This window comes from Bradyrhizobium sp. NBAIM08 (assembly GCF_020193935.1).
GTDB classification, from domain to species: Bacteria; Pseudomonadota; Alphaproteobacteria; order Rhizobiales; family Xanthobacteraceae; genus Bradyrhizobium; species Bradyrhizobium yuanmingense.
Window position 1 is genome coordinate 80973 of sequence record NZ_JADYVR010000006.1, and the last position, 20464, is coordinate 101436.

Genomic DNA, 20464 nt, shown 5'->3' on the forward strand with positions numbered 1-20464 from the left:
CGCGCGGATGCCGGCTTGCGCATCCGGCGGTCATCACGTTAGCTTGGCAGCGCTTAGCTCTCGTTGTTACCGACGGCTGCGGCCCAATAACAACAATACCAACGGTCGGGGGCAATTGCGCTCCCGGCCGTTGCGCTTGAATGATCCAATCCGGGGGGACCAAGTTGCTGCGTGTGCTGAATCGTTTTCTCGATCATCTCGAGGAATGGCTGATCGCGACGATGATCGCGGCTGCGACGTCGCTCATCTTCGTCGCGGTGGTGCACCGTTACGGCGCCGGGCTGTCGATCGACCTCGCCAAATGGGCGGAAGCCCGCAACCTCACCGTCCTCGCCGTGCCCGCGCGCGCGACGTTCGCCTGGCTTGCCGCCCTCGATTTGTCATGGGCGCAGGAGCTCTGCATCTACATGTTCATCTGGATGGCGAAGTTCGGCGCCGCCTATGGCGTGCGGACCGGCATCCATGTCGGCGTCGACGTGCTGGTCAACATCCTGCCCGGCGGCTCGCGCCGCCGCATCATCACCTTCGGCCTCCTGTGCGGCGCGCTGTTCACCGCCATCGTGGGCTATTTCGGAGCCGCCTTCGTCAGCCACATGTGGCACAGCGGCCAACAGTCCAACGACCTCGAGGCGCCGATGTGGGTGGTGTATCTCACCATTCCGATCGGCTCCGGCCTGATGTGCTTCCGCTTCCTGCAGGTCGCCTGGTCGTTCTACCGCACCGGCGAGCTGCCGCATCATGATATGGCGGGCGTCGAGGGCGTCGAGGCGGATCCGGTGCATCCTGCGCCGGTCACGCCCACCCAGGTGGTCCGGGACGAGCGCAGCCCGCTCGGCTGGATCCTGATGCTGCTGCCGGTCCTGATCGTCGCGCTGTGCTTCGCGCATGCGGCCCATGTCATCACCTTGCCGCAGGGCCTGCGCGTCTTCATCGTGTTCGCGCTGCTGCTCTCGCTGATGCTGACGGGCATGCCGATCTCGATCGCGCTGGGTCTGACCGTGCTCAGCTTCATGTTCACGCTGACCGACGTGCGAACCGAATCGGTGGCGCTGAAGCTGTTCACCGGCATCGAGAATTTCGAGATCATGGCGATCCCGTTCTTTATCCTCGCCGGCAACTTCCTGACCCATGGCGGTGTGGCGCGGCGGATGATCACCTTCGCAACCTCGCTGGTCGGCCATTGGTACGGCGGGCTCGCGCTGTCGGGCGTGGTCGCCTGCGCGCTGTTCGCCGCGATCTCCGGCTCCTCGCCGGCGACCGTGGTGGCGATCGGCTCAGTGATCCTGCCCGCGATGGTCGCGCAAGGCTTTCCGAAGCGGTTCGGCGCCGGCGTGATCACGACGTCGGGCTCGCTCGGCATTCTGATTCCGCCATCGATCCCGATGGTGCTCTACGCCGTCTCCACCAACAGCTCGGTAGGCAAGCTCTTCATCGCCGGCATCGTGCCGGGGCTTGCGCTCGCCACGCTGCTCGGCATGACGACGTTCTATCGCGCCTGGCGCAACGACTATCCGCGGATGCCGAAGGCGACCTTCATGGAGCGTCTCGATGCGTTCCGCAAGTCGATCTGGGGCATCCTCCTGATCGTGATCGTGATCGGCGGCATCTACAGCGGCCTGTTCACGCCGACTGAAGCTGCCGCCGTCAGCGCGGTCTACGCCTTCATCGTCGCGGTGTTCATCTACAAGGACCTGAAGCTGCGCGACGTGCCGCGCGTGCTGCTGTCGTCGGCCAACCTTTCGGCGATGCTGCTCTACATCATCACCAATGCCGTGCTGTTCTCGTTCCTGATGACCTACGAGAACGTGCCGCAGGCGCTGGCGCAATGGATGATCGACCAGGGCCTGGGCTGGATCGGTTTCCTGCTGCTCGTCAACATCCTGCTGCTGCTCGCAGGCAATGTGATGGAGCCGTCCTCGATCATCCTGATCATGGCGCCGATCCTGTTTCCGGTCGCGGTCAAGCTCGGCATCGACCCGATTCATTTCGGCATCCTGATGACGGTCAACATGGAGGTCGGCCTGTGCCATCCGCCGGTCGGCCTCAATCTCTACGTCGCCTCGGGCATCGCCAAGATGGGGATCACCGAGCTCACGGTCGCAGTGTGGCCGTGGCTGCTGACGATGCTGGGCTTCCTCGTGGTGGTGACCTATTGGCCGGGCCTGTCGCTGTGGCTGCCGCGGCTATTGGGGATGTAGCGGTGCGACAGGTGTACCCTCTCCCCTTGTGGGAGAGGGTGGCTTCGCGAAGCGAAGCCGGGTGAGAGGTTTCTCTCCTCACGAACAGTTCTGCGAGCGGAGACATACCCCTCATCCGGCGCTTCGCGCCACCTTCTCCCACAAGGGGAGAAGGGAAGAGACCGGCAGCGATGTAGAAAGTCTACTCTGCGCTGCTCACCAGCTTGATCCGCGGTGCCTGCGCCTCGGTCAGGCTGCGATATGCGGCGAGGTAGTCCAGGGCCATGCGCCGCGCGGTGAAGCGCGTTTCGAACTGCTTGCGGATCGCGGCGCGGTCGAGTTGCGGAAGCCGGGTCACCACGCCCGCGGCGCTGATGACGTCCTCGACGATGAAGCCGGTGAGGCCCTCGTCGATGATCTCCGGCACCGAGCCCCGGTTGAAGGCGACGACCGGCGTTCCGCACGCCATGGCCTCGATCATGACGAGGCCGAACGGCTCCGGCCAGTCGATCGGCAGCAAGAGGCCGAGCGCGCCGCTGAGGAAATCCGACTTCTCGTGATCGCTGATCTCGCCGATGAAATCGACCAACGGATTGTTCTCGATCATCGGCCGGATCAGCTCGTCGTAATAATCCTGGTCGGCACGGTCGACCTTGGCCGCGATCTTGAGCGGAATCCCGCAATGGGTCGCGATCTTGATGGCGCGATCGACGCCCTTCTCGGGCGCGATGCGGCCGAGCACGGCGAGGTATTCCTGTTTCGCCGGCTTCGGCGTCAGCAGCTTCTCCGGCAGGCCGTGGTGGATCGTCGTCACCCAGTTCGCCTGCGGCACCGGCCGCCGCTGCGCATTGGAGATCGAGATGACCGGCATCTTGGTGAAGGTGTTGAAGACCGGCTGATGCTCGGGAAGATCGAGCCGGCCGTGCAACGTCGTCACGAACGGGGTCGGCTGGCGGTGGAACAACGACCAGGGATAATAGTCGAGATGGAAGTGGAGGAAATCGAACTCCTCGTCGTCACATTTTTGCCGCACGCGCTCCAGCAGCACCATGTGCAGCGCGTTGGGATCGCGCACGGAACCGTCGAGCCGAAGCGCCCGCGGCCATAATGCATCGAGCTTGGCCGATGTCCGCGAGTCGCCGCTGGCGAAAAGCGTCACGTCATGGCCCAGGGCCACCAGCTCTTCCGTCAACCAATGCACCACCCGCTCGGTGCCGCCATACAGCTTGGGTGGAACAGCCTCCGTCAACGGAGCTACCTGCGCGATGCGCATCTCACCATCTCCTCTGCGATCATGAAGTTTGAAACCCCCGCCTTAACGGCACCGGCAATGCCAGACGAGGGAACGTTCCCGCACCTGCGAAGTTCCTTCCCCCGAACGTTACATATTCGACACGTCGGCGGAGCGTCGCGATGCTGCCACTACATCTTCGCACATCGTCCGCATCCGCATGTCGTGATGGGATTGCCCGGGAACCGAGGCGAAGCGGTCGATGTTCACTCGACCAGTAACGAAACGAAAAATCAGCATAACGGGGCGACAGCCATATGGATCAGCTTTCTGGGTACGCGCGTAGGCCATTTGCCTTTGTCCTGCGCTATCTCCGGCGTCGTCTCGCGTCGCATTTGGTGATCCTGACCGCGGTCGTGGGGGCCGTTGCCTGCTCCGTAGGCACCCAGTATGGCGTCAAAGCTCTGGTTGACGCCTTGTCGGCCGGTCCCTCGTATGGCGGTGGCGTATGGCTGGCATTCATTCTGCTCATGTCACTGATTGCCGCCGACAACTTCCTGTGGCGGATCGCAAGCTGGACGGCGAGCTTCACCTTCGTCCGGGTCACCGGCGATTTACGGCGTGACATATTTCGTCATCTGACCGGGCACGCCCCGAGCTACTTCTCGGACCGGATGCCCGGCATGCTGACGAGCCGCATCACCGCGACCTCGAACGCGGTGTTCACCGTCGAGAACATGTTCGTCTGGAATGTGTTGCCGCCGTGCATTGCCACAATTGCGGCAATCATCCTGATTGGAACCGTCAGTCCCTACATGGCGCTCGGCCTGATCGCGATCGCGGGCGGCATGGTGGTTGCGATGTTTCGTCTGGCCGCGGCCGGCAAGCCGCTGCATGACGATTTCGCCGACAAGGCCGCATTGGTCGACGGCGAGATGATCGACGTCATCAGCAACATGCCGCTGGTGCGCGCCTTCTGCGGCATCAGCCACGAGCATGAGCGGTTCGACGCGACCGTGAACCAGGAGCTGACCGCGCGCAGCCGCAGCCTGCGTTATCTGGAGAAGCTGCGGCTGTTGCATGCCGTCATCACCGTGCTTCTGACCATTGCGCTGATGGCCTGGGCGATCTCGCTCTGGCAGAAGGGCCAAGCGACGACCGGCGACGTCGTGCTGGTCTGTACGCTCGGCATCTCGATCCTGAGCGCGACGCGCGATCTCGCGGTGGCGCTGGTCGACGTCACCCAGCACGTCGCGCGTCTGACAGAGGCGATCGCCACGCTGCTGGTGCCGCACGAGCTCCGCGATCATCCCGAGGCCGAGCCCCTGGTCAAGAGCGGCGCGGCCATCGCGTACAACAACGTCACCTTCGGCTATCCCGGCAGCGACAAGATCTTCGAGCGCTTCAGCCTGCGCCTCCAGCCCGGCCAGCGCGTCGGACTGGTCGGCCAGTCCGGCGGCGGCAAGTCGACGCTGTTCACGCTGCTGCAGCGCTTCTACGACGTCGACGAGGGCAATATCACCATTGACGGCCAGGACATCTCGAAGGTGACGCAGCTGAGCCTGCGCGAGGCGATTTCCGTCGTGCCGCAGGACATTTCCTTGTTTCATCGCTCCATTCGCGAGAACATCCGCTATGGCCGGCCGAACGCGACCGACGACGAGGTGCTGCGCGCGGCGATCGCAGCGCGCTGCGACTTCGTCGAGACCCTGCCCGAGGGCCTCGACACCATGGTCGGCGACCGCGGCGTCAAGATGTCGGGCGGCCAGCGCCAGCGCATCGCGATCGCGCGCGCCTTCCTGAAGGACGCGCCGATCCTGCTGCTGGACGAGGCGACCGCCGCGCTCGACAGCGAATCCGAGGAGGCGATCCGCGAGGCGCTGTCCCGCCTGATGCGCGGCCGCACCGTGATCGCGATCGCTCATCGCCTTGCGACGCTGCGCAATTTCGATCGTGTCGTGGTGTTGAGGAATGGTAAGATCATCGAGGACGGCTCGCCCGAGCGCCTGATGCAGGGTCACGGGCCGTATCGTGAGCTGGTCACGCAGGAAATGAGCCGGCTCGCGCAAGCCGCCGCGTAAACCAACAGTCGCGTTCTCGAGTCGGTCGCGTTTCGAATCAAGCGCAGGGGAGCAGCTCATGTCGGCAGAAGCCGTAACCCAGTTCGTCTCCGTGACGCGGACCCCGGAACAGGTCGCGGAACAGCCCTTCTACATTCCGATGACCGGGCCCTCTGCCCGGCCGCGGCGTTCGCTCAAGCACGACGACACCTTCATCGTGCTCGACAGCCACGGCGACATCGGCGCGTCCGCTGGCGGGCCGGACGGACTGTTCCATCACGACACGCGCTATCTTGCGCGGCTGGAGCTCGTGCTCGACGATCTCCAGCCGCTGCTGCTCGGCTCGAATCTGCGCGACGACAATTCGGCGTTAACCGTCGATCTCACCAATCCGGACATCTACCGGCAGGGCAACCTCGTTCTGCAAAAGGACCTGTTGCACGTCGTGCGCACCATCTTCCTGTGGCGCGGCACCGCCTACCAGCGCATCGGCGTGCAGAACCATGGCGACCGGCGCACCAGCTTCGAGCTGACGCTGCTGTTCGGCAACGACTTCGCCGATCTGTTCGAGGTTCGCGGCGAGCGGCGGCCGCGCCGCGGCGTCGGAACCGGCCGGCTGCTCGGGCCGACCGACGTCCTGTTCGAGTATCGCGGCCTTGACGACGCCGAGCGGACCACCGGCCTGCATTTCGATCCGCGTCCGACGCGGCTCTCGGTCAACGCTGCGACCTGGGAACTCGACCTTGAGCCGCACCAGGCCAAATCGCTGTTCGTGGCCGTGTCCTGCAACCGGCCGCTGACGGAGAAGCCGGTGCGGTTCTTCCCGGGTCTGCTGGCGCACCGCCGCGAGATGCGGCAGTCGACCATGGGCGCGGCCAGCATCGAGACCTCCAACAACATCTTCAACGAGGTGCTGTGCCAGGCCATGGCCGACCTCAACATGCTGATGACCGAGACGCCGCAGGGACGCTATCCCTATGCCGGCATTCCCTGGTACTCGACGACGTTCGGGCGCGACGGCCTCATCACCGCGCTGCAGATGCTCTGGGTCGATCCGCGCATTGCCAAGGGCGTCCTGCGCCGGCTCGCGCATTTCCAGGCCGCGGCGGTCGATCCGCTCGCGGACGCCGCGCCCGGCAAGATCCTGCACGAGATGCGCGGCGGCGAGATGGCGGCGCTCGGGGAAGTCCCGTTCGCGCATTACTACGGCAGCGTCGATTCGACCGCGCTGTTCGTGCTGCTCGCAGGCAGCTATTTCGAGCGCACCGGCGACGAGGCCACGTTGATCGAGCTGTGGCCCGCGATCGAGGCGGGGCTCGCCTGGATCGACGGTCCGGGCGATCCCGATCAGGACGGCTTCGTCGAGTACCAGCGCGCGACCGAGAAAGGGCTGGCGAACCAGGGCTGGAAGGATTCCTATGACGCGATCTTCCATGCCGACGGCCGGCTTGCCGAGGGCAATATCGCGCTCGCGGAGGTCCAGGGCTACGTCTTTGCCGCCAAGCAGCTCGCGGCGCGTTGCGCGCTGCGGCTCGGCAAGCCGGACCGCGTGCGCAAGCTCGAGGCCGAAGCCAGGGCGCTCGCCGAGCGCTTCGAGCAGGCGTTCTGGTGCGAGGAGCTCGGCACCTATGCGCTCGCGCTCGACGGCAAGAAGCGGCCCTGCAAGGTGAGGACCTCGAATGCCGGGCAGATCCTGTTCAGCGGCATGGTCCGCGAGGACCGCGCGCGTCTCGTCGCCGCCGATCTGATGCGGCCGCATTTCTTCTCGGGCTGGGGCATCCGCACCGTCGCGCAAGGCGAGGTGCGCTACAACCCGATGTCCTACCATGACGGATCGATCTGGCCGCACGACAACGCGCTGATCGCGCTGGGGCTGGCGCGCTACGGCCTCAAGCATTCGGTGGCGCATGTCTTCAAGGGTCTGTTCGATGCCGCGACCTACATGGATTTGCGCCGGTTGCCCGAATTGTTCTGCGGCTTCCGGCGCGAGAAGCGGCGCGGGCCGACGCTGTACCCGGTCGCCTGCGCGCCGCAGGCCTGGGCCAGCGCGACGCCGTTCACGCTGCTGGAGGCGGCGCTCGGCCTCGAGTTCGACGTCGCGCGCGGCGAGATTCGCCTGCGCAACCCGCATCTGCCGGCGTTCCTCAACGAGGTGATCCTGCGCGATCTGCGCCTTGGCGAATCCAGCGTCGATCTTCGCGTCAGCCGTCACGGCGACGACGTGGCGCTGGAAGTGTTGCGCACGCGCGGTCAGATCCAGGTCTCGATCGTGCTGGCGCGCTAGAGGCGCGAGGAGGAAGTCATGCGTGCGATCGGAAGGTTGATCTTGGGCGTGGCGATCGTCACGGGCTTGACGGTCGCCGGATCGCGCGCGGCCGAGGAGCCGCCTGCATCCCCGAGCGAAGCAAAGGCACCGGCAAATGTGCAGCCGCCGGCTTCCACGGTGCCCGTCACGCCCAAGGACGCCGCGCCGCCGCCATCGGTGACCATCATCGGCGCGAGCGAGGCCCACGGCGTTCTCGGCCGCGACGTTCGCAGCGCCGCCGGCGAGGACATGGGTCGCATCGTCGACGTCATCGTCGATCGCACCGGTCATGTCCGCGCTGCGGCGATCGATTTCGGCGGCTTCCTCGGCGTCGGCAGCCGCAAGATCGTCGTGGACTGGAACGCGCTGCGCTTCGGCAAGATCGCCAACAAGAAGGACAGCATCACGCTGGAATTGACCAAGGCGCAGGTCGCGGCCGCACCGGAATACAAGGAGGACACGCCGATCGTCGTGCTCGGCGCGTCCGGCAGCCTTCAGCCGCTGCAGGCGATCCAGTGAGGTGCAGGGAGGGCTGACCGCCCGTGCTGTTATCGAGGAAGCCGAACCATGCAGATCGCGGCGGCGTCGTCGAGCAGGACAACGTCGTGGAGCCGGCGGCTGCGGACATTCCGGCGCCCTCGCGGCAGAGCCTGCGCGGCCTCGACTGGTTCATCTTCTTCCTCGCCGACGTGCAGACCGGATTCGGTCCATTCATCGCGGTCTATCTGACGACGCAGAAATGGACCCAGGTCGAGATCGGGTTCGTGCTGTCGATCGGCGGCATCGTCGCCCTGATCGGCCAGATGCCGGGCGGCGCGATCATCGATGCCGCGAAATCGGAGCGCCTCGTCGCTGCCCTCGCGATCGCGACCATCGGCGCCTGCGCGCTGGCCTATGCGGCGATGCCGATCTTCGCCGTCGTGGTGACCGCCGCCACGCTGCATGCGATGGCGAGCTGCGTGCTCGGGCCGGCGATCGCCGCGATCAGCCTCGGCCTCGTCGGCCCGCTCGCGATCGGCGAGCGGCTCGGGCGCAACGCGCGCTTCGCCTCGCTCGGCAACGGCGTCGCGGCGGCGGTGATGGGCACCGCGGGCTACCTGTTATCGAGCCGCTCGGTCTTCCTGGTCACCTTCCTGCTCGTGATTCCAACCCTGATCGCTCTGTCGCGCATCCGCGAGAACGAGGTCGACATCAGGCGCTGTCACGGCGAGCTGCCGCCTGAAGCCGCCGACCGCGGCGATCCCAATATCTGGCACCTGATCCGGCAGCGCCCGCTCATCGTGTTCGCGCTCAGCGTGCTGCTGCTGCAGCTCGCGAACGCCGCGATGATGCCGCTGATGGCGAGCGCGGTGACGGCGCGATCGAGCCAATGGGCGACCGTGCTCGTCGCCTTTTGCATCGTCGTTCCGCAAGCGATCGTGGCGCTGCTGTCGCCGACGGTCGGGCGCAAGGCGCAAGCGTGGGGCCGGCGCCCGCTGCTGCTGATCGGATTCGGTGCTCTGGCGATTCGCGGCCTGTTGTTTGCGACCGTGCGCGATCCGTATCTGTTGGTGCTGGTGCAGGTGTTCGACGGCATCACCGCGGCGGTCTTCGCGGTGATGATCCCGCTGATCGTCGCCGACGTCGCGTTCGGCAGCGGGCATTTCAACCTGGCGCAGGGGATCGTCGGCACCGCAACGGGCATCGGCGCGTCGCTGAGCACGGTGCTTGGCGGCTATGTCAGCGACAAGTTCGGCAATGCCACCGCATTCATCGGGCTGTCCGGCGTTGCCGCAGCGGGGCTCCTGCTGATCTTCTTTGTGATGCCGGAGACGCGGCGCACGGGTCTGACCGCCACCAAAGAAATGGCCGGCTGAACGTATTCAGCCGGCCAAAGTGGGTCGGGAGGAAGATGGAGGATCAGGCGTCGAGATTGTGCAGACGCTGGCGGTTGCGCAGCACGATCTGGCGGGCACCGGAGAAACCGAGAATGCCCTGAGCGTGAAGCTGCGACAGCGCGCGCGACACGGTCTCCAAGGTGAGGCCGAGATAGTCGCCGATGTCGCGGCGGCACATCGGCAGTGCCATCATGCCGGCGACGGCGAGGCGGCGGTCCATTTCGAGCAGGAAGGTCGCGACGCGCTCCATCGCAGTCTTGCGGCCCAGCAGCAGCATGTGGTCCTCGGCATGGCGCAACTCGCCGGCGGTCATGGCCCAGAGCTTGCGGGCGACCTGCACGTCGGTGCCGGCGGCCTTTTCCAGGCTGGCGCGCTTCACGAGGCGGACGGTGGTATCGATGATGGCTTCAGCGGCGAGGCGGTGAGTGGGACCGGATTCGAGGCCGAACACGTCGCCGGGAAGATGGAAGGCGCCGATCTGGCGGCGGCCGTCGGAGAGAAGCTTGTAGCTGCGCACCGCGCCGGTCACGACCTGATAGACATATTCGGCCGCCTCCTCCTCGCCATAGATCTCCTCGTCCTTGCCGTAGGAGAACTCGGTGGCGACCAGGCCGACATGGCCCGCGATCGCGCCGAACTGGTCGGTAACGGGGTGGGCAGGAGCAATCTTGCCACCGATTTGGGTGTTGATCGCCTGGGTGTTGAGCGTCTGGGTCAGCATCTGCGCCATCTCCGTTGTGATGGAGCACTGCTACGATGAAACACGCAATCCGGAAATTTCGCGCGTTATCTTAGGGATGTTTACCTACGTAGAGTCCCTAGGTCACGCTCCGGGGCGGTCCTGGATGGCGTGGCGGATGCACTTGACCAGGTTTTCGTCGAGAAGCGGCTTCAAAACCACGTCCTTGATGCCCGCCATCGCGGCCCGGGCCGAGATGTTCTCGTCGGGATAGCCGGTGATCAGGATCACGGGCGCGTCGCGGTGGGATTTGCGAAGCCGGCCGGTCAAATCGATGCCGTTGATGTCGGGCATCTTGTAGTCGATGACGTAGCAGTCCGGCCCGGGCGCGGCGCCGAGATTGAGCAGCGCCGTGCCACTCCTGAAGGTCCGCACGGCGAAGCCGTCGGTCTCCAGCAGGAACCGCAGGGATCCGAGAACTGCGGCATCATCGTCGACCACAAAGACGGTGGGTTGTGGGGAGGACGACGGCCGCGCACGATGTGGGCTGACCTCAACCATGCTGCCTGGCTAGCACTGCGCCGTGAAGTCGCCTTGACCTGCCTCAATCGTTGAGCATGCCGGCGCGCATCGCGAGGCGAACAAGTTCCGAAAGGCTGCTCGCCTGCATCTTGGTCATGACGTTGGCCCGGTAGACTTCGATGGTCCGTGGGCTGATGTCGTATTCGCGGGCGATCAGCTTGTTGGAGAGGCCCGCGACCAGCCCCTCCATGACCTGGCGCTCCCGCGGACTCAAGGACGCGACGCGGGCGGCGATGTCGTGCGTGACGGCCTCGTTCTTGGCGGCGGGCTCGGCCTGGCGGAGCGCCGACTCGATCATGGCGGTGAGTCGGTCGTCATCGAATGGTTTCTCCAGGAAGTCGACCGCCCCGAGCTTCATCGCCTCGACCGCCAGCGGCACGTCGCCATGACCGGTCATGATCACGATCGGGAACGGGCTTTGCTGCGCCTTCATCCGCTTCAAGAGCTCGATGCCGTCGAGGCCGGGCATGCGCACGTCGGAGACGACGCAGCCGAAACCGAGGCCGGGCAGGGCTTCGAGAAAGGCGAGCGCGTCGTCGAACAGGGTGACGGCGAAGCCGGCGGAATCCAGCAGGAAGTTCAGCGAGTCCCGCATCGCGGCGTCGTCGTCGATGACGTAAACGTTTCCCTTGATCGTCATGGTCAGCTCTCGTCGGTTGCCGGCAGGGTGAAGCGGAACGTCGCTCCGCCCGTTGCGTTGCTCTCGGCCCACATGCGGCCGCCATGGGCCTCGATGATCGAGCGGCTGATGGAGAGTCCCACGCCCATGCCGGTGTCCTTGGTGGTGAAGAAGGTCTGGAACAGGTTTGGAATGATGTCTTCCCGGAAGCCGATGCCGGTGTCGGAGACCTCCACCTCGATCATGCCGTCGGCGACACGGGTGTTGGCGACAACGAGTTCGCGCCGCTGCGATTGCGCCATCGCCTCGAGCGCGTTGCGGAACAGGTTGACCAGCACCTGCTGAATCTGCACCCGGTCGGCGAGAACGAGGTCGGCGTCGGGATCGAGGCTGAAGCGGAGCTGCACGTTCTGCTCGCGCGCGCCGGCGAGCCCGAGCGCGCCGGCTTCCTCGATAAGCTTGGACAGGCTCTCGACCCGCTTCTCGGATTCGCCGCGGGAGACGAAGTCGCGCAGGCGGCGGATGATCTGGCCGGCGCGCAATGCCTGTTCCGCCGCGCGGTCCAGCGCGCTTTCGACCTTCGGCATGTTGGGATCGGTGCTGCCGGCGAGGAGGCGCCGCGATCCCTTCATGTAATTGCTGATCGCCGCCAGCGGCTGGTTGAGCTCGTGGGCGAGCGCGGAAGCCATCTCGCCCATCGCGGTCAGCCGCGACACGTGCACGAGCTCGGATTGCAGCTCCTGGAGCCGCGCCTGGGTCTGCTGGTGCTCGGTGAGGTCGCGGACGAAGCCGGTGAAATGGGGCTCGCCCGCGCGTTGCGTCTTCCCGACGGACAGGTGCATCGGGAAGGTCGTGCCGTCGCGGCGTTTGCCCGTCACGATCCGGCCGATGCCGATGATGTGCGGATCATTGGTCCTGAGATAGCGCGTGAGATAGCTGTCGTGACGCGACTGATCGGGTTCCGGCATGAGAATGCTCACGTTCCGGCCGATCGCTTCCTGCTTGCTGTAGCCGAACAGCCGCTCCGCCGCGCTGCTGAAGAGCTGCATGATGCCGCGTGAATCGATGACGATCATGGCATCGGGCACCGTTTCGAGAATCGAGCGAAGATGATTCTCCTGGGACCGCAGGGCCTCTTCGAGCTGCTTCTCCTCGTTGATGTCGAGGAATATCCCGCTGAGATGACGCGGCATGCCCGCATCGTCCCGGATCACGCCGGCCCTGGCCCGGATCCATTGGCCGTTTCCGGACGCGCCGCTGACCTTGAAGGACAAGTCGAGGCCCCCGCCACCTTCCGATGTGCGCCCGATCGCCTTCAGGAGGTGGTCCCGATCGCCCGGCTCCAACAGGGAAAGAAAGAGATCGTAGCTGACGGCCTGGTCCGGCTGCAGGCCGAACAGCCGTCTGGCCGTGTCCGACCAGTCGAGCTCGCGAGTCTGCAGGTCGAGGTCCCAGGTGCCGACCCCGAATCCCTCGATGCGGACTCGGAAATGCTCGCCCCGACCATCGTCTGCCGGATGGTTCCCGCGGGTCGGCGCCAAGGTTCTGCTCCTATTCTCGGCGGACCGGCAGGATGCCGTTACCGCTTCAGCAATGTCGCCCAAGGCTCGGCCGGAGGCAAGCGCGGACGTTGAATCCACTGCCGGACTCCCCATTCCGGGAGAGTGGGCAGCCAGAGACCTCGATTTGATCTATCTCAGCCTGTTGCGCGGCAGCAGGTCTAGGATTCAAAAAATTCTGTAATGCTGGAGATTTCCCGATGACATACGCCACCGTCATGGTCAGCCTGGCGCTCGATCAACTCAACGAAGCGCGTCTTCAGGTCGCAGGCGAGCTCGCCGAACGATTCGAGGCGGCCATCGTCGGGGTCGCCGCAGCGCAGTTCGCCCCGCCGCTCTATTTCACCGACGGCGCAGAGGCGCAAGCGCTGATCGACGAGGGCGAAGCTTCGATCAAGCGACGGCTGGCCGGCCTCGAAGCGCAATTCCGCGCCGCCGTGAAGAATCGCGGTGGGCATGCGGAGTGGCGCAGCGCGATGGATTATCCGGCCCGCTTCGTCACGGCGCAGGCGCGTTGCGCCGACATCGTCGTCAGCGGCGGGCAGAGCCCGGCCTTCTCCGATGCTTTCTCGCTGGCGAGTCCCAAGGACCTGGTGATGCAGACCGGCCGCCCGCTGCTCGTCGTTCCCGACCGGGCCAACTGGCTCGACCTGCGCAGCGTGCTGGTGGCGTGGAAGGACACGCCGGAAGCGCGGCGGGCGGTGGCGGGCGCGCTGCCGATGCTGCACAAGGCGAAGGACGTCACCATCGTGGAAATCCCGGAGCGGGGCGACGACCGTTCGGCCGTGATGGCCGGTGTCAGCGACGTTGCCGCCTGGCTCGGCCGCCACGGCATCACCGCGACTGCGCGGGTCCTCGAGGCCGCAGGAAACGAAACCCCAGCTGCGCGGTTGGAGAAAGTCGCCGGCGACACCGGCGCGGGCCTGATCGTCGCGGGCGCCTATGGTCATTCGAGATTTCGCGAACTGATCCTCGGAGGCGTCACGCAATATCTGGTGACGCAAACCGTCCGCAGCGTGCTGCTGTCGCACTGACCATCGTCCGGCCAGTTTGAGGAATCGAGGAGGACGCGCCGTGTACCAATTTCTTGAACAGACCGTCGACGGCTACATGACGCGCAACGTCAAGACGGTGCAGCGCGACCTCGATTTGTTCCAGCTCAGCGAGATGTTCGAGACCGACGATTTCAATTCCTATCCGGTCGAAGACGACGGGCAGGTGGTCGGCATCGTGACCAAGTTCGACATCCTGAAGTGCTTCGCCTTTACGCCGAGCCAGATGTTGCCGCGCTACGACGACCTGATGAGCCGCAAGATCGGCGACGTCATGACGCCCGAGTTCATCTATGTCAGCCCCGACACGCGGCTGACGCGCGTGCTCCAGATCATGGTCGAGCACCGCATCAGGAGCATCATCGTGCTGGACGGCACACAGAAGCTGGTCGGCATCATCGCGCGCGAGGACGTCATTGCGGCGCTCAAGGCGACGGCGCGGGGGTGACGTCTGGATCCTTCTGTTCCAACCTCCGTGATTTCACGGAGGTTATCTATCTTTCTTCCCTTCTCCCCTTGCGGGAGAAGGTGGCGCGAAGCGCCGAATGAGGGGTCCGCTTCAACGAAAAAACTTTTCGTGCGGAACCAACCCCTCACCCAAGTGAGTTTGCCGCACCTTTCTCGCTGCCCTCTCCCACAAGGGGAGAGGGCATTTCAACCGGCACTGCATCGGCTCACATTAACAGAAATCCATCTATCTTGATTTCAATCAATTCGCCGCGAGGGTGGATGTGGTTTCTGGCAGCGTGTTCTTTCAGAGAGAATCCGCATGAGCCAGCCCTCCATCTCAAAATCCATGACCATCGGTGAAAGCGGCTTGGCTGTCGTATTCGCAGTCACCGCTTTCCTCTGCGTGATCGCCTCGGCCAAGGCGCTCGATGCGCCCTTCGCGTTCCACGCTGCGCTCAGCGCGGCGGCGAGCCTCGCTGCGGTGTTCTTCATCGTCAACCGCTACTTCGAGCGGCCGGCGGCGCTGCCGGCCCAGGAGATCAACGGCCGCCCGAACTACAGCATGGGGCCGATCAAGTTCTCGGCCTTCATGGCGATGTTCTGGGGCATTGCCGGATTCCTCGTCGGCCTCATCATCGCCTCGCAGCTGGCCTGGCCCGCGCTGAACTTCGATCTGCCCTGGATCAGCTTCGGCCGCCTGCGTCCGCTGCACACCTCCGCCGTGATCTTCGCCTTCGGCGGCAACGTCTTGATCGCAACCTCGTTCTATGTCGTGCAGAAGTCCTGCCGCGCGCGCCTTGCCGGTGACCTCGCGCCGTGGTTCGTCGTGCTCGGCTACAACTTCTTCATCCTGATCGCCGGCACTGGCTATCTGCTCGGCGTCACCCAGTCGAAGGAATATGCCGAGCCGGAATGGTACGCCGATCTGTGGCTGACCATCGTCTGGGTCGTCTATCTGCTCGTCTTCCTTGCCACCATCTTCAAGCGCAAGGAGCCGCACATCTTCGTTGCGAACTGGTTCTATCTCGCCTTCATCGTGACGATCGCGGTGCTGCATCTCGGCAACAACCCGGCGCTGCCCGTTTCGGTGTTCGGCTCGAAGTCCTACGTCGCCTGGGGCGGCATCCAGGACGCCATGTTCCAGTGGTGGTACGGCCACAACGCGGTCGGCTTCTTCCTGACCGCCGGCTTCCTCGCCATCATGTACTACTTCATCCCGAAGCGTGCCGAGCGGCCGATCTATTCCTACCGGCTCTCGATCATCCACTTCTGGGCGCTGATCTTCCTCTACATCTGGGCAGGTCCCCACCATCTGCACTACACGGCGCTGCCGGACTGGACGCAGACGCTCGGCATGACCTTCTCGATCATGCTGTGGATGCCCTCCTGGGGCGGCATGATCAACGGCCTGATGACGCTGTCGGGTGCCTGGGACAAGCTGCGCACCGATCCCGTGCTGCGCATGCTCGTGGTCTCCGTCGCCTTCTACGGCATGTCGACCTTCGAAGGCCCGATGATGTCGATCAAGGTGGTCAATTCGCTCAGTCATTACACCGACTGGACCATCGGCCACGTGCATTCCGGCGCGCTCGGCTGGGTCGGCTTCGTCTCCTTCGGCGCGCTGTACTGCCTGGTGCCGTGGGCCTGGAATCGCAAGGGCCTCTACAGCCTCAAGCTCGTCAACTGGCACTTCTGGGTCGCTACCCTCGGCATCGTTCTCTACATCTCGGCGATGTGGGTGTCCGGCATCCTCCAGGGCCTGATGTGGCGCGCCTACACCTCGCTCGGCTTCCTCGAATATTCCTTTATCGAGACCGTCGAGGCGATGCATCCCTTCTACATCATCCGCGCAGCAGGCGGCGGCCTGTTCCTGATCGGCTCGCTGATCATGGCCTACAATCTCTGGATGACGGTTCGCGTCGGCGAACAGGAAGTCCAGATGCCCGTCGCTCTTCAGCCGGCGGAATGAGGAGCTCAAGCAATGTCGTTCTGGACACGTCACCAAATCTTCGAAAAGAACTCGATCATCCTGATTGTCGGCATCCTGCTGGTGGTCGCGGTCGGTGGTCTCGTCGAGATCACTCCGCTGTTCTACCTCAAGAGCACGATCGAGAAGGTCGATGGGGTCAGGCCCTACACGCCGCTGGAGCTGGCGGGGCGCAATGTCTATGTCCGCGAGGGCTGCTATCTCTGCCATTCGCAGATGGTCCGGCCCTTGCGCGACGAGGTCGAGCGCTACGGCCATTTCTCGCTCGCCGCCGAGAGCATGTACGATCACCCGTTCCAGTGGGGCTCCAAGCGCACAGGCCCGGATCTCGCCCGTGTCGGCGCCAAATATTCCGACGAGTGGCACGTCACCCATCTGGCCAACCCGCGCGCGATCGTGCCGCAGTCGGTGATGCCCGGCTATCCGTTCCTCAGCAAGGCCGAGATCGACCCGGATGCGATCGCCGGCGACATGCGCGCCCTCAGGACCGTCGGCGTCCCCTATAGCGACGAGCAGATCGCCAATGCCGCCGGCGACCTGAAGGCCCAGGCCGATCCGGACAATGCCGGCACCGACGCCTTCACCAAGCGCTACGCCAAGGCCGTCGTACGCAATTTCGACGGCAAGACCGGCACGCCGACCGAGATGGACGCGCTGGTCGCGTACCTGCAGATGCTCGGCACGCTGGTCGACTTCAAGATCTACAACGAGAAAGCCAATCTTCGCTGAGAAGGCATGAACGATGAAAGCCATCCTGACCGTCCATAATCTTGCGTCCGATCTCGTGACGACGATCTGGACACCGGTGTTCGTCGCGATCTTTCTCGCGATCATCGCCTACGCATTTTGGCCCCGTAACAAGGCTGCGTTCGACAAGGCAGCGCACCTGCCCTTGCGGGAGGAGTGAGAAACCATGACCGATCATTCTAGCGACATCGATTCCGTCTCCGGCAAGTCCACGACCGGACACGAGTGGGACGGCATCAAGGAGCTCAACACGCCGCTGCCGCGGTGGTGGGTGATCACCTTCTATCTCACCATCGTCTGGTCGATCGGCTACTGGATCGTCTATCCGGCCTGGCCGCTGATCCAAAGCAACACCACCGGCCTGTTCGGCTACTCCTCGCGCGCCGACGTCGCGGTCGAGCTCGCCAACCTCGAAAAGATCCGGGGTGACAAGATGGCGGCGCTGGGCTCGGCGTCGCTCGCCGACATCCAGAAGGATCCGGCTCTGCTGGCGCTTGCGCGCGCCAAGGGCAAGACGGTGTTCGGCGACAATTGCGCGCCGTGCCACGGCACGGGTGCGACGGGGTCCAAGGGCTATCCCAACCTGAACGATGACGAATGGCTGTGGGGCGGCTCGCTCGACCAGATCATGCAGACCATCCAGTTCGGCGTGCGGTCGGGCCATGCCAAGACCCATGAGGGGCAGATGCTCGCCTTCGGCAAGGATGGCGTGCTGAAGGGCGACGAGATCGTCACCGCCGCCAATTACGTGCGGTCGCTGTCGGGCCTGTCGACCCGCAACGGCTATGACGCCGCCAAGGGCCAGAAGATCTTCGCGGAGAATTGCGCCGCCTGCCACGGCGACGCCGGCAAGGGCAACCAGGAGATGGGCGCACCTGATCTGACCGACAAGATCTGGCTCTACGGCTCCGACGAGGCGAGCCTGATCGAGACCATCGGCCAGGGCCGCGCCGGCGTGATGCCGGCCTGGGAAGGCCGGCTCGATCCCGCCACCATTAAGGCGATGGCGGTCTACGTCCACTCGCTCGGCGGCGGCAAATAGGCCGATCCGCGACCGACGACTTCCGGCGGGGGCGAAGAAAAGCGCCCCCGTTTGCGTTGGATCAACCTGCGCGGCGGTGCCGGGTCTAGGTTTAATCGCACCTTTGAAGAAACTCGAGGCGATGAACAAGACCGTCAATCCGAACGAACTGAAGCCCGCGGACGACGTCGGGCCGCTCTATGCGGCCCGCAAGAAGGTCTATCCCCAGAGCGTCTCCGGTACTTTCCGCCGGATCAAATGGGGCCTGATGGCATTCTGCCTCGGCGTCTACTACTTCCTGCCCTTCGTGCGCTGGAATCGCGGTCTCGGCGCGCCGAGCCAGGCGGTGCTGATCGATCTTCCCAACAGCCGCTTCTATTTCTTCTTCATCGAGCTGTGGCCGCAGGAGGTCTATTACTTCACGGGCCTGTTGATCGTCGCCGCGGTGGCGCTGTTCCTGATGAACTCCATCGGCGGGCGGATCTGGTGCGGCTATCTCTGTCCGCAGACGGTGTGGACCGACCTGTTCTACGCGGTCGAACGCCTGATCGAGGGCGACCGGCGCGAGCGGATGAAGAAGGACAAATCGTCCGATCCGATGAAGCTGGAGCGCATCTCCGAGATCGTGCTCAAGCATTCGATCTGGCTCATGATCGCCTGGTGGACCGGCGGCGCCTGGGTGCTCTATTTCAACGACGCGCCGACCCTGGTGAAGGAGCTCGTCACCTTCCAGGGGCCGATGCTCGCCTATATCTGGATCGGCATCCTCACCGCGACGACCTATCTGCTCGCCGGCTTCATGCGCGAGCAGGTCTGCACCTATATGTGTCCGTGGCCGCGCATTCAGGCCGCACTCACCGACGAATGGGCGCTCAACGTCACCTATCGCTATGACCGCGGCGAGAAGCGCACCTCGGTGAAAAAGGCCGCCGAGCTGCGCGCCCTCGGCCAGCAGGTCGGCGATTGCGTCGACTGCTACCAATGCGTCGCGGTCTGCCCGACCGGCATCGACATCCGCAACGGACCGCAGATGGAATGCATCCAGTGCGGCCTCTGCATCGACGCATGCGACAACGTGATGACAAAGATCGGCCGGCCGAAGCGGCTGATCGGCTACGACAACGACATCAACATCCATCGCCGCCAGGAAGGCAAGGCGCCGATCTACCGGATCGTCCGGCCTCGCACCGTCGTCTATAGTGCCATTATCGCGGCCGTCGGCGGCTTCATGATCTATACGCTGGCGACCCGCAGCCTGCTCGACGTCAACGTGCTGCACGACCGCAACCCGGTCGCGGTCAAGCTGAGCGACGGCTCGATCCGCAACGCCTATACGGTGCGGCTGCTGAACAAGAGCGGCTACGACCGCGTCATCGCGATCGACGTCGAGGGGCCCGTGAACCCCACGATGCACGTCGTCGGCATCGATTCGGTCACGCCGGACCGTCCGATCATCGTGATCCCGCGCGATGCGACCAGCGAGCTGCGGCTGCTGGTCACCGCGCCGGCCGAAAACAATCCGGAGAAATCGATTCCGGTCCGCTTCCACGTCATGGACATCGGGCTCGGCGTCGCCGCGAGTGCCACCGACAATTTTGTCGCGCCGTAAGATCAGGAGACCACCATGTCATCCAAGCCGCTGACCGGAACCAAGGTCTTCCTGATGCTGGTCGCTTTCTTCGGCCTCGTTATCGGCGTCAACGCCACCATGATGAAGCTCGCCATCGCAACGCTGCCCGGCACCGACGTCGACAGCCCCTATGCCGCGGGCCTCGTCTACGATCGCGAGATCTCGGCGGCGCAGGACCAGGCCGCGCGGAAGTGGAAGGTCAACGCCCATGTCGAGCGCCGCAACGACGGCGGCGCCTCGGTCCAGGTCGAGGCCCGCGACGCCGGCGGCCAGCCGATCTCCGGGCTGAAGTTCGGCGGCCGGCTGGAGCGGCCGACCGACAAGCGCGCCGACCTCGCCGTCGAGCTCAGCGAAGCCGGCATCGGCCTCTATCGCGGCAATGCGGCGTCCGTCGCGCCAGGCCAATGGGACCTGGTGATCGAGGGCGAGGCGCGGGGGACGCGCGTGTTCATGTCGCGCAACCGCGTGATCCTGAACTGAAGGATTCC

Annotated in this window: 18 protein-coding genes and 1 pseudogene; 14 read left to right on the forward strand and 5 right to left on the reverse strand. The window is 64.7% G+C overall.

The window, feature by feature from the left end:
- Positions 1-221: 221 nt before the first annotated feature.
- Together I6F37_RS45770 and I6F37_RS45775 are read left to right on the forward strand one after the other, a co-directional pair.
- A pseudogene (locus tag I6F37_RS45770) lies at positions 222-698 on the forward strand (TRAP transporter small permease); the annotation flags it as partial.
- 219 nt (positions 699-917) lie between these two features.
- Entirely contained in the window at positions 918-2198 is a 1281-nt protein-coding gene (locus I6F37_RS45775) for a TRAP transporter large permease (protein WP_036025977.1), read from the forward strand.
- Between the two features lie 181 nt (positions 2199-2379).
- On the opposite strand, the gene I6F37_RS21380 is transcribed toward I6F37_RS45775, so the two are convergent.
- Complete coding sequence (locus I6F37_RS21380) at positions 2380-3450, reverse strand: glycosyltransferase family 4 protein (RefSeq protein WP_225146144.1); 1071 nt, start codon at positions 3448-3450, stop codon at positions 2380-2382.
- A gap of 275 nt (positions 3451-3725) precedes the next feature.
- Between I6F37_RS21380 and I6F37_RS21385 the strand changes: the two genes are divergently transcribed.
- The 4 genes from I6F37_RS21385 to I6F37_RS21400 are packed head-to-tail and all read left to right on the forward strand — an operon-like array spanning position 3726 to position 9629.
- Positions 3726-5489 (forward strand): ABC transporter ATP-binding protein, encoded by a 1764-nt coding sequence (locus tag I6F37_RS21385; protein ID WP_036025953.1) that lies wholly within the window; start codon positions 3726-3728, stop codon positions 5487-5489.
- Positions 5490-5547: 58 nt separating this feature from the next.
- Positions 5548-7752, forward strand: coding sequence for an amylo-alpha-1,6-glucosidase (locus I6F37_RS21390; protein ID WP_036004384.1), 2205 nt, complete (start codon positions 5548-5550; stop codon positions 7750-7752).
- 18 nt (positions 7753-7770) lie between these two features.
- Entirely contained in the window at positions 7771-8292 is a 522-nt protein-coding gene (locus tag I6F37_RS21395; RefSeq protein WP_225152607.1) for a PRC-barrel domain-containing protein, read from the forward strand.
- Positions 8293-8315: 23 nt separating this feature from the next.
- On the forward strand, positions 8316-9629 hold the full coding sequence (locus I6F37_RS21400; protein WP_225152608.1) for an MFS transporter: 1314 nt from the start codon (positions 8316-8318) through the stop codon (positions 9627-9629).
- A gap of 43 nt (positions 9630-9672) precedes the next feature.
- On the opposite strand, the gene I6F37_RS21405 is transcribed toward I6F37_RS21400, so the two are convergent.
- The 4 genes from I6F37_RS21405 to fixL form a co-directional block, all read right to left on the reverse strand.
- Positions 9673-10371, reverse strand: a complete 699-nt coding sequence (locus I6F37_RS21405; protein ID WP_036004466.1) for a helix-turn-helix domain-containing protein — start codon at positions 10369-10371, stop codon at positions 9673-9675.
- 102 nt (positions 10372-10473) lie between these two features.
- Positions 10474-10890 (reverse strand): response regulator transcription factor, encoded by a 417-nt coding sequence (locus I6F37_RS21410; protein WP_225127469.1) that lies wholly within the window; start codon positions 10888-10890, stop codon positions 10474-10476.
- A gap of 43 nt (positions 10891-10933) precedes the next feature.
- Positions 10934-11551: a response regulator FixJ gene (gene fixJ / locus I6F37_RS21415; RefSeq protein WP_036037810.1), complete on the reverse strand. Its 618-nt coding sequence runs from the start codon at positions 11549-11551 to the stop codon at positions 10934-10936.
- Positions 11552-11553: 2 nt separating this feature from the next.
- Positions 11554-13071, reverse strand: a complete 1518-nt coding sequence (gene fixL, locus I6F37_RS21420; RefSeq protein WP_225152610.1) for a sensor protein FixL — start codon at positions 13069-13071, stop codon at positions 11554-11556.
- 218 nt (positions 13072-13289) lie between these two features.
- Between fixL and I6F37_RS21425 the strand changes: the two genes are divergently transcribed.
- From I6F37_RS21425 to I6F37_RS21460, 8 genes are all read left to right on the forward strand, one after another.
- Entirely contained in the window at positions 13290-14123 is an 834-nt protein-coding gene (locus I6F37_RS21425; protein WP_225152612.1) for a universal stress protein, read from the forward strand.
- Positions 14124-14163: 40 nt separating this feature from the next.
- On the forward strand, positions 14164-14589 hold the full coding sequence (locus tag I6F37_RS21430) for an HPP family protein (protein ID WP_036037783.1): 426 nt from the start codon (positions 14164-14166) through the stop codon (positions 14587-14589).
- A 321-nt stretch (positions 14590-14910) separates the two neighbouring features.
- Positions 14911-16560 carry a cytochrome-c oxidase, cbb3-type subunit I gene (ccoN, locus tag I6F37_RS21435; RefSeq protein ID WP_036004408.1) on the forward strand — a complete coding sequence of 550 codons (1650 nt, stop codon included), beginning with the start codon at positions 14911-14913 and terminating at the stop codon, positions 16558-16560.
- A gap of 12 nt (positions 16561-16572) precedes the next feature.
- Positions 16573-17307, forward strand: coding sequence for a cytochrome-c oxidase, cbb3-type subunit II (gene ccoO / locus I6F37_RS21440; RefSeq protein ID WP_225143671.1), 735 nt, complete (start codon positions 16573-16575; stop codon positions 17305-17307).
- Positions 17308-17320: 13 nt separating this feature from the next.
- Positions 17321-17485 carry a cbb3-type cytochrome c oxidase subunit 3 gene (locus I6F37_RS21445; protein ID WP_025034779.1) on the forward strand — a complete coding sequence of 55 codons (165 nt, stop codon included), beginning with the start codon at positions 17321-17323 and terminating at the stop codon, positions 17483-17485.
- Between the two features lie 6 nt (positions 17486-17491).
- On the forward strand, positions 17492-18367 hold the full coding sequence (gene ccoP / locus I6F37_RS21450; RefSeq protein ID WP_225143672.1) for a cytochrome-c oxidase, cbb3-type subunit III: 876 nt from the start codon (positions 17492-17494) through the stop codon (positions 18365-18367).
- A gap of 121 nt (positions 18368-18488) precedes the next feature.
- Positions 18489-19955, forward strand: a complete 1467-nt coding sequence (ccoG, locus tag I6F37_RS21455; RefSeq protein ID WP_036037795.1) for a cytochrome c oxidase accessory protein CcoG — start codon at positions 18489-18491, stop codon at positions 19953-19955.
- A 15-nt stretch (positions 19956-19970) separates the two neighbouring features.
- Positions 19971-20456, forward strand: coding sequence for a FixH family protein (locus I6F37_RS21460; protein WP_057026793.1), 486 nt, complete (start codon positions 19971-19973; stop codon positions 20454-20456).
- Positions 20457-20464: the final 8 nt, after the last annotated feature.